Origin of the sequence: Sanguibacter sp. 25GB23B1, assembly GCF_040012415.1 — a bacterium.
Lineage (GTDB): Bacteria > Actinomycetota > Actinomycetes > Actinomycetales > Cellulomonadaceae > Sanguibacter.
The window spans coordinates 1-9813 of sequence record NZ_JBDYKL010000059.1 but is presented as its reverse complement, the minus strand read 5'-3'; the positions used below and the strand labels follow the sequence as shown (position 1 = coordinate 9813).

10 protein-coding genes are annotated in these 9813 nt (G+C 68.9%); 9 read left to right on the top strand and 1 reads right to left on the bottom strand.

What is annotated here, in order from left to right; genetic code table 11:
* Positions 1-321 precede the first annotated feature (321 nt).
* From ABKW26_RS19770 to ABKW26_RS19755, 4 genes are all read left to right on the top strand, one after another.
* The gene (locus ABKW26_RS19770) at positions 322-1641 is read left to right on the top strand and encodes an extracellular solute-binding protein (protein WP_348595800.1); all 1320 of its coding nucleotides are present in this window, start codon (positions 322-324) and stop codon (positions 1639-1641) included.
* A gap of 155 nt (positions 1642-1796) precedes the next feature.
* A complete protein-coding gene (locus ABKW26_RS19765; RefSeq protein WP_348595801.1) occupies positions 1797-2750 on the top strand; it encodes a sugar ABC transporter permease in 954 nt (317 codons plus the stop codon).
* Complete coding sequence (locus tag ABKW26_RS19760) at positions 2750-3673, top strand: carbohydrate ABC transporter permease (RefSeq protein ID WP_348595799.1); 924 nt, start codon at positions 2750-2752, stop codon at positions 3671-3673. Before ABKW26_RS19765 ends, ABKW26_RS19760 begins: the two co-directional genes overlap by 1 nt.
* Positions 3674-3697: 24 nt before the next feature.
* The gene (locus tag ABKW26_RS19755; RefSeq protein WP_348595798.1) at positions 3698-4333 is read left to right on the top strand and encodes a hypothetical protein; all 636 of its coding nucleotides are present in this window, start codon (positions 3698-3700) and stop codon (positions 4331-4333) included.
* Positions 4334-4351: 18 nt separating this feature from the next.
* Here ABKW26_RS19755 and ABKW26_RS19750 read toward each other — a convergent pair whose 3' ends face one another.
* Positions 4352-4741, bottom strand: a complete 390-nt coding sequence (locus ABKW26_RS19750) for a VOC family protein (protein ID WP_348595797.1) — start codon at positions 4739-4741, stop codon at positions 4352-4354.
* Between the two features lie 38 nt (positions 4742-4779).
* Here ABKW26_RS19750 and ABKW26_RS19745 point away from each other — a divergent pair, with 38 nt between their 5' ends.
* The 5 genes from ABKW26_RS19745 (at position 4780) to ABKW26_RS19725 (ending at position 9717) form a co-directional block, all read left to right on the top strand.
* Positions 4780-5418, top strand: a complete 639-nt coding sequence (locus ABKW26_RS19745) for a hypothetical protein (protein ID WP_348595796.1) — start codon at positions 4780-4782, stop codon at positions 5416-5418.
* Between the two features lie 162 nt (positions 5419-5580).
* The gene (locus ABKW26_RS19740; protein WP_348595795.1) at positions 5581-6162 is read left to right on the top strand and encodes a DUF998 domain-containing protein; all 582 of its coding nucleotides are present in this window, start codon (positions 5581-5583) and stop codon (positions 6160-6162) included.
* Between the two features lie 120 nt (positions 6163-6282).
* Entirely contained in the window at positions 6283-6738 is a 456-nt protein-coding gene (locus ABKW26_RS19735) for a Fur family transcriptional regulator (protein WP_348595794.1), read from the top strand.
* A gap of 51 nt (positions 6739-6789) precedes the next feature.
* A complete protein-coding gene (locus ABKW26_RS19730; RefSeq protein WP_348595793.1) occupies positions 6790-8448 on the top strand; it encodes a catalase in 1659 nt (552 codons plus the stop codon).
* Positions 8449-8892: 444 nt separating this feature from the next.
* Positions 8893-9717, top strand: coding sequence for a hypothetical protein (locus ABKW26_RS19725; protein WP_348595792.1), 825 nt, complete (start codon positions 8893-8895; stop codon positions 9715-9717).
* Positions 9718-9813 lie beyond the last annotated feature (96 nt).

Below are 9813 nucleotides of genomic sequence, written 5' to 3'. Positions count from 1 at the left end.
GGGTGGGGGTGGTTCGGAGGGGGGAGGTGGCACGGATGGACTCCGACGGTTCCGGCAGCGGTCGGAGCGCATCCCGCGCTTCGTCTGAATGGATTCAACCACAGGTGGGCCATCGAGGTCCTCGGTGACCGGACCCGCGAGGCTGTTGTTTCCGCAGCCTGGTGCGGTCTGGCGCGGGTTTCCGCGGTCGGGGTGGACGCGGGGGCTGGACATCTGACGCAGCAACGGTATTGTAACGATTCACTTCCTTCGTTGCTCGCCTGCCACTCGGTGCCTAACGTCGGGAATGCGCTTTCACACACGATGAGCAAGGAGGCTCAGATGTCGATCAAGCGATCTACCCTCAGGGGCATCGCCGCCGCAGGTATCGCGGCTCTCGCACTGTCCGCATGTTCCGGAGGCGGTGGCGACACGCCAGCCCCCACCGAGACTCTCGACACCGAGGAGGAGATCACCATCTCCTTCGCGTGGTGGGGCAACGACGACCGCGCCGCGAAGTACGAGGAAGCGGTCGACCTCTTCGAGGCCGAGTACCCGAACATCACCGTCCAGACGAGCTTCGTCGCATGGGACGGCTACTGGACGGCCCGCAACACCGAGGCCGCCGGCGGCTCGCTGCCGGACGTCATGCAGATGGACCTCTCCTACCTGCGCCAGTACGGCTCCACCGAGCAGCTCCTCAACCTCGACGGCCAGGTCGGCACCGCCCTGGACGTCGACGGCATCGACGAGTCGCTCCTCGAGTCGGGCCAGCTCGACGGTTCCCAGTACGGCATCCCCACCTCGACGAACACCCTCGCGCTGTTCTACAACCCCGAGATCCTCGCGCAGCTCGGCATCGAGCCGCTCGCTGCCGACTACACGTGGGAGGACTACAACGCCTTCCTCGCGGAGGTCTCCACCGCGGGCGCGACGTCCGACCCCGCCCTCTACGGCGGCGGCGACTACACGACGACCTTCTGGTTCTTCCTCCAGTGGCTCGTCCAGGAAGGCGTCGACCCGTTCACCGAGGACGGCAAGATCAACTTCACGCCCGAGCAGATGACCGAGTGGCTCGAGATGGCCGAGGATCTGCGCGCTCCGACGAACCTCACCTACCCGATCGCGCGAGGCAAGCAGCTCGAGCCGCTCGGCGGCTTCACGGTGAACGAGTCCGCCTCCGAGTTCAGCTGGGACAACTTCCTCGCCGGCTACGTCGCCGACTCGGGGACCGAGACCATCGAGATGCTCCCCATCCCGACAGGCGACAGCGGCGAGAAGTCGATGTTCTTCAAGCCGTCGATGCTCCTGTCCGCGTCGGCGAACTCCGAGAACCCGGCCGCCGCTGCCGCGCTCATCGACTTCCTCGTCAACGAGCCCGAGGTCGGTCGGATCTTCGGCACCTCGAAGGGCGTCCCGGCCGTCGCCGAGCAGCGCGACGCGATGGTCGTCGAGGAAGGCTCGATCGACGCGAAGGTCGTCGCGTACGAGGAGTCCGTGGCCGATCACGTCACGGCTGCCGCACCGCTCCCCGTCGAGGGCTTCGGCGCCATCGAGGCAGAGTTCAAGCGCCTCGGCGAAGAGTTCTCCTACGGCACCATCACGATCGACCAGTTCGTCGAGCAGTGGTTCGCCGAGGCCGAGATCTCCGTCCCGCAGTAGCTGCCGCTGCAGGCATCACCGCTGCAGTGATCCACCACTGATCAGCTGGGTCCCGTCCGACGGCGGACGGGACCCAGCATCCAACCGCACCCCCAGACATCCCCAGACCGACGACCGACATTCCCCCGACTGATCGGATTCCCATCGTGTCCCTCATCGACGAGGCGACCGGAGCTCCCGCCGGCAAGACCTCCCCGACGCCGGCGACCGCCGCTCGGCGCTCGAGGCGAGCCGCCGAGGCCCGAGCCGGGTACGCCTTCCTCGCCCCGTGGCTCATCGGGTTCTTCCTGCTGACCGCCGGCCCCATGCTCGCGTCGCTCTACCTCGCCTTCACCGACTACAACCTCTTCCGTGCGCCGGAGTGGGTCGGACTGGACAACTTCAAACAGCTGTTCAACGATCCCCGGTACCTCCAGTCGGTGCAGGTCACCGGCCTGTACGTCCTCTTCGGGACCCCGATCAAGCTCGGCGCGGCCCTCGCCGTCGCGATGCTGCTCAACTCCAAGCGTCGCGCGCAGGGCACATACCGCTCGATCTTCTACGCGCCCTCCCTCATCGGCGCGAGCGTCTCGATCGCGATCGTCTGGAAGGCGATGTTCATCGACGACGGCGTCGTCGACCAGATCGGACAGTTCTTCGGCCGCGATCCCGGCGGCTGGGTCGGCGACCCCGGCATGACGATGCCCATGATGATCCTGCTCACCGTCTGGCAGTTCGGGGCCCCGATGGTCATCTTCCTCGCAGGCCTCAAGCAGATCCCCGTCGAGCTCTACGAGGCCTCCGAGATCGACGGCGCCGGCCCGGTGCGCAAGTTCTTCTCCATCACCCTGCCGATGCTCTCGCCGGTCCTGTTCTTCAACCTGCTCCTCGAGACCATCCACTCGTTCCAGATCTTCGGTTCCGCCTTCATCATCTCCGGCGGCACCGGCGGACCCGCCGGGTCGACCATGTTCTACACCCTGTACCTCTACCTGCGCGGGTTCACCGACTTCCGCATGGGGTACGCCTCAGCGATGGCATGGGTGCTCGTGCTCGTCGTCGGCCTCATCACGTTCGTCTTCTTCAAGACGTCCAAGCAGTGGGTCCACTACAGCGGGGAGACGAAGTAATGACCACCGTCGACCAGACCACCGTGCTCGACCGCCCAGGGGCGGACGACGAGCAGCGGAGCGCCGAGCTGCGCAAGGCCCACAAGCGCCGCAGCTCCGTGAAGTCCGTCATCTTCCACACCGTCGTCATCGCGATCAGCGCCGTCATCCTCTACCCGGCACTGTGGATGCTCATGTCCTCGCTCAAGCCGACGAGCGAGATCATCGGCAACATCAGCCTCATCCCCGAGAACGCGTCGTTCGACAACTTCGCCAAGGCGCTCAGCGGGATCGGCGGGGTGTCCTTCTGGACGTTCTTCATGAACTCCGTCATCCTCGCCGTCAGCTCGGTCGTCGGTGTCATCCTGTCCTCGACGATCACGGCCTACGCCTTCGCGCGCATCTCGTTCCCGGGCCGTCAGGTGTGGTTCGCGCTGATGATCGCGACGCTCCTGCTGCCGTTCCACGTGGTGATCATCCCGCAGTACATCATCTTCAACGAGCTCGGCCTCGTGAACACGTTCGTCCCCCTGCTCATCGGCAAGTTCTTCGCCGCCGAGGCGTTCTTCGTGTTCCTCATGGTCCAGTTCATGCGCAACCTGCCGCGAGAGCTCGACGAGGCCGCACGCATCGACGGTGCCGGACACATCCGGATCTTCCGCTCGATCATGCTGCCCCTCATGAAGCCGCCGATCATGACCGCGTCGATCTTCGCCTTTATCTGGAGCTGGAACGACTTCTTCGGGCCCCTGCTCTACCTCAAGAAGCCGGACCTCTTCTCGCTGCCGATCGCGCTGCGGCTCTATGTCGACCAGACGTCCGTCTCCGACTACGGAGCACAGATGGCCATGGCCGTGCTCGCACTCATCCCGGTGCTCCTGTTCTTCATCGTCTTCCAGCGATTCATCGTCGACGGTGTGGCCACGCAGGGCTTGAAGGGCTGAGCGATGTCGGCGACAGTCGTGACCATGAACGTTCCCGGCCGTGACCAGGCAGACCCCTCCGACGCTCGCGACGAGCCGTCGGAGGGGGCACGGCCGGCCACGCCCGGGCTCACGAAGTTCGCGCTGTTCGCCGAGGTGCTCCTCACGAGCGTCTACGTGACCGTGCTCAGCCTCCCGGTGGTCACGGCCCTGCCCGCAGTGACCACCGGCGTCGCGCACCTGCGACGTCATCTCGCCGCGACCGACGACTCGGTCAGCAGCGTCTGGGCAGACTTCCGAGAGGCGTGCCGCGGTGTGTGGCTCGTGTCCGTCGGCGCGGTGCTCGCGCTCTTCCTCGTGGTGCTCAACCTCTGGGCCGTGAGCACCGGCGCCCTCCCGGGCGGCATGCTCGTAGGAGTCGTCAGCGTCGTCGTCGGCTCCGGGATGCTCGTCGCGCTCCTGCACGCCGCAGGGCGCTGGAGCCCGGGCGACGCGTGGTGGCCGCTCGTCCGCGACGGTGCCCGAGCGATCCCAGCGGACCCGGGCGGCTCGCTCATGCTCGCGGCAGCCCTCGGCGTCTGCGTCGTGCTCGTGTGGATGCTCGCCCCGCTGATCATCGTCGTCGGCGGGCTCGTCTCCTTCGCGGTGGTCGCCGTCGGCTTCCGCCGCGCGACGGCCTGACGGCGCCTCCCGCCCGCGCTAGCCCGCCGCCCGCTCGGCTGCCGGGCGCAGGATGCAGAACTCGTTGCCCTCCGGGTCTGCCAGGACGACCCAGCCCGTGCCGTCAGGGTTGCGGAGGTCGTCCACCTCACGTGCACCGATCGCAAGGAGCCGGGCGAGCTCGTCGTCCCGTGAACCCTCGACGGGCTCGAGGTCGAGGTGCAGCCGGTTCTTCACCTGCTTGTCCTCCGGCACCTCGATGAAGAGCAGTCGCTGCGTGCCGTCGGGCGAGAAGATCATGCACTCCTCGTGGCCCGGCTCGTTCGGGTCGTCAGGATCCTCGACGAACCCGAGGACCTGGGTCCAGAAGACCGACTGTGCGTAGGCGTCGTGGGAGTCGACGGTCGTGTGCGAGATGCGAGAGGTCATGTCGTGATTCTGGTCTCTCTCGCTAGGCTCTGCCCATCATGACGACGAGATTCCAGGCGACGATCAGTGACGTGACCATCACCGCGCAGGCGGACCCGGACCAGGCCGCAGCGGTGTCCGGCCTCTTCTACGTCCTGCGGAGCCTGCCGCCCGGGACGCTCGTCGACGGCCGGCCCGTCCTGCTCCACGGCAACCTCTTCGTGCTCCGCGCGAGCGACGACGGCCTCACGATCCATGCCCCCGACTACCTCGGCGACCCTGACGCGGACCTCACGGACGACCTCACTCTCGCGCTGTGGGTCATGAATGCGCAGGCACAGCTCCTCCGTCGTTTCGGCCCCGAGGGTCAGCCGACCCGGTGGGACGACACGATCGTCGTGCAGAAGGGTGTGCTCGACGCCGAGGCCGTCTACCTCCACCGGACGCCGACGGAGCGGGAGCGAGACTCAGGCTGGTACGTCGGAGCCGTCGGCGGCGACGACCCGCCCCGGGTCGACGAGCTCGAACGCATCCGGGCATACGAGCTGCTCAGCCGGCGCCCCGCGCTCGTCCCGCTGCTCGCACTGCCCGACGGTCACCTCGCGATCGTCGTCGGCGACGAGATCGACGGCGTCCAGGGTCCCGACGGCGAGATGCTGCCCGACCTCGCAGCGCAGAGCCGCCCCCGCTCGCCGTGACCCCGGCGGCGTGCCAGGATCGCCGTCGTGCCTCCGCCCCGCGTGCCGCCGTCCACCGCATCCTCGCCCAGCACGCCTTCGTCCAGTGCCTCACGATCGCGCCGCCGCCGGCCCCGCAGCCCTGAGGTGTCGTTGCCGCGAGCCGGCGTCCCGTGGTGGGCGGTGGTCTCCGCCGTCGTCGCGCCCGTCGCGATGATCGGCGGGTGGACGCTCGCCCAGGCGCAGCAGCCGTCCTTCGACCCGGTGCGCCAGACGATCAGCGACCTTGCGACGCAAGCGTCGACCGCCCCCTGGATCATGGGGACCGGACTTGCGCTCACCGGCGTCGCGCACCTCGTCACCGCGGCGGGGCTGCGACCCGTCCCACGGCCGGCCCGCGTGCTCCACGCGCTCGGTGGCCTCGCCACGGTGGCCGTCGCCGCCTTCCCGTCCGACACGCACCCCGGCGCGCACGTCGTCGCGGCGAGCATCGGCTTCGGAGCGCTGGCGACCTGGCCCGCGTGGGCGCGCCGGCGCAGGGCGACCGGGGTGCTGCGCCCAGCCGTCGCCACCACCGCGAGCGTCGTGCTGCTCGCGCTCCTGGTCGTCTTCCTCCTCGAGCTGTGGCAGGTCACCTCGGACGGCAGCGCGACGGGCCTCACCGAGCGGCTCGTCGCCGGCGCCCAGGCGTTGTGGCCGTTGGTGGTCACGCTCGCGCTGGTGGTCTCCGCGCGTCGCCAGCACGGCGAGACCGTGGACCACTAGCCCACGGTCCGTCGGTCCGTCGACGTCCCGCGCAGCGATACCCCGCCTCGGCCCCGACGGCGACCTCACGGACGTCTTCCATCTCTGGCACGACTCCAGCAGGGGTGTCACGATCGATGCGTGGGACAGACCATCGAGCGCCTCCGCAGCGCCGGGCTCCGCGTGACGAGCCCGCGCGTCGCCGTGTACGAGGTGCTCGACGCCGCCCGTGCGAGGGACGACCACCACCTCACGGCGGCCGAGGTCGCCGACCACGCGCGCTCACGGCTCGGCGCACTGTCCACCCAGGCCGTCTACGACTGCCTGGACGTGCTCGTGCGGTCGGGGCTCGCGCGTCGTATCGAGCCGGCCGGCAGCCCGGCCCTGTTCGAGGTGCGCGTGGGCGACAACCACCACCACCTCGTGTGCCGCGGCTGCGGTCGCACCCGCGACGTGGACTGCGCGCACGGATCGGCGCCGTGCCTGGTGCCGACGCTTCCTGCCCAGGATCTCGGCTTCGTCGTCGACGAGGCCGAGGTGACCTTCTGGGGGTGGTGCACCTCGTGCGTCGAGGCGGGCCGGAGCGCCCAGGTATAGCTGTCGAACGCACGAACCCGTCAGACGAACCGATCGAAGGAGAGGACCACCATGACCGACGTCGCGTCGCAAGGATCCGCACCGGACGACGACCGCCCCGTCCTGACCACCCGTCAGGGCCATCCCGTCTACGACAACCAGAACCAGCGCACCGTCGGGGCCCGCGGCCCCGCAACCCTGGAGAACTACCACTTCCTCGAGAAGGTCAGCCACTTCGACCGGGAGCGCATCCCCGAGCGCGTCGTGCACGCGCGCGGCGCAGTGGCCTTCGGCCACTTCGAGGCGACGGGCACGTGGGGCGACGAACCCATCTCGCGGTACACCCGCGCGAAGCTCTTCCAGGAGCCCGGCAAGCGCACCGACCTCGCGATCCGCTTCTCGACCGTCATCGGCGGCCGCGACTCCTCCGAGGCGGCTCGCGACCCGCGCGGCTTCGCCGTGAAGTTCTACACGGAGGACGGCAACTGGGACCTCGTCGGGAACAACCTCGGTGTCTTCTTCATCCGGGACGCCGTCAAGTTCCCGGACGTGATCCACTCGCTCAAGCCCGACCCCGTGACGTTCCGCCAGGAGCCCGGCCGCATCTTCGACTTCATGTCCCAGACCCCGGAGTCGATGCACATGCTCGTCAACCTCTTCAGCCCGCGCGGCATCCCGGCGAACTACCGCACCCAGCAGGGCTTCGGCGTCAACACGTACAAGTGGGTCAACGCTGACGGCGAGACCCACCTGGTCAAGTACCACTGGATCCCGACGGCCGGCGTGCACAGCCTGACCGCTGCCGACGCGGCCGCCATCCAGGCGAACGACCTCGGCCACGCCTCGAAGGACCTCTACGAGGCCATCGAGCGCGGCGAGCACCCGGAGTGGGAGCTGCGCGTCCAGCTCATGAGCGACGACGACCACCCCGAGCTCGACTTCGACCCCCTCGACGACACGAAGGTGTGGCCGGAGAACGAGTTCCCACCGAAGGTTGTCGGCCGCATGGTGCTCGACCGCAACGTGTCCAACCACTTCGCGGAGAACGAGCAGCTCTCCTTCGGCACGGGCGTCCTCGTCGACGGACTCGACTTCTCGGACGACAAGATGCTCGTCGGCCGGACGTTCTCCTACTCGGACACGCAGCGCTACCGCGTCGGGCCCAACTATCTGCAGCTGCCCGTCAACCAGGCGAAGAACGCAGCGGTGCACACCAACCAGCAGGGCGGACCGATGCAGTACGCGGTCGACCCCGTCGGGGCGAACCCGCACGTCAACTACGAGCCGTCGATCACCGGCGGGCTCCGTGAGGCGCAGTACCCGACGCACGACGAGGTCGGACCGGAGATCACCGGGCGTCTCACGCGCAAGCGCATCCCGCGCACGAACGACTACACGCAGGCCGGGCAGCGCTACCAGCTCATGGAGCAGTGGGAGAAGGACGACCTCGTCGCGAACTTCGTCGAGCTCATCGGCCAGGCCTCGCGAGCCGTGCAGGAGCGCATGGTGTGGCACTTCTTCCTCTGCGACGACGAGCTCGGTCAGCGCGTGGGAGACGGCCTCGGTATCAGCGCCGACGACGTACGTCACCTCGAGCCGCTCGCCAGCCAGACCCTGTCGGAGGACGAGCTCGCCCGCGTGGCGAACCTGGGCAAGAACGGTCCCCGCGACGTCGAGGGCCTGGAGATGACCCACTGCGTCCCCAACGAGCGCATGGTCGTCGCGACCTGACGGCAGACGCCGCCCTGGCCGGGTGATGCCATGACGGGGCGTGCTCTTGAGGACGGGACGTGCGTTGGACAGCACGTTCGGTCTTCGGGAGCACGCCCCGTCGTCTCGGGAGGGCGGGTGCGGCGCTCTCGCGGTGGTGCGGAGACAGCGGCTGAGGACCGGATGCGTGGTGCACAGGCCTGCGTGCGGTCCCCGCCTCCACAGGCGCTCGGCCGTCACCGAAGCGCGTGTGCATGACTGAGGCAGGGTCCTGCCATGGAGAGAGTCAGAGCGAACGCGGGCACACGGGGCGCCGATGCGATCGAGCTGCCACGTGTCCTGCTCGCACGCGATCTGCCGTGCGACGTCGTCGAGTTGCACCTGCGTGCCGGACACATGGTGCGAGTACGGCGCGGAGCGTACCTCTGGGCCTCGAATGGCGACGACTACTCGGTGGCTTCCTCGGTGGCTTCCCCGGTGGAGGATGCCCAGAGCGCCTACCTCGCGCGGATCGCGGCCGTCGCCGCGCAGGCGCGCAAGCCCGTCGTCTTCAGCCACGTCTCCGCCGCCGTGCTCTGGGGTGCGCGGACGTGGCGGGTACCCGGCCTCGTCCACGTCACTCAGCCGTCGGCCGCGTCTGCCCGACGGAGCCGTGACGTCGCACGTCACCGGACAGTTCTCGGGCAGGCTGACACGACGGTGCGGGCTGGAGTGACGGTCACGACGCTCGACCGGACGCTCGCGGACTGCGCGATGAGTCTGCGTCCACTGGCTGCCCTCGTCGTCGCGGACTCCTTGGTGCGGCGCGGCGCCGACCTCGAAGCGGCCACCGAGATCGTCCGGACCCGCTCCGGTGCGAACGGCTCGCGGTTGGCCCGGTGGGTTCTCGATCATGCGGACGGCGGCGCCGAGTCCCCCGGTGAGAGCGCGACGCGCTACGTCCTCCTCGCCCACGGGTTCCCTGCCCCGGAGCTGCAGGTGCCGGTCGTGGCTCGGGGTCGCGTCTTCCGGGCAGACCTCGGGTGGCGCGAGCGGTGTCTCCTGGTCGAGTTCGACGGCCTGGTCAAGTACCGGCAGCTCGCCGGGGGCAACCCGTCGGAGGTCGTCATCGCCGAGAAGCGGCGGCAGGAAGCCATCGAGGAGACCGGAATGGTCGTGGTCCGGGTGGTTCACCCTGAGCTGTTCCCCGCAGAGGCGTTCGTCGCCCGCGTCGCGCGGCACGTCCCGCCGACGGCTCGAACGACCTTCCGCCCGGTCCGCGAGCTCCTTCTCCCGACGTCCTGGTCCTGAGCCCCAGCCGCTGGCACCGCCCCCGAGGGGGGCATGCCCGTGCCCGACCGGTCGCGCCCGTGCCCCCCGTCGGGGCGTGCTCTTGAGGGTGGAACG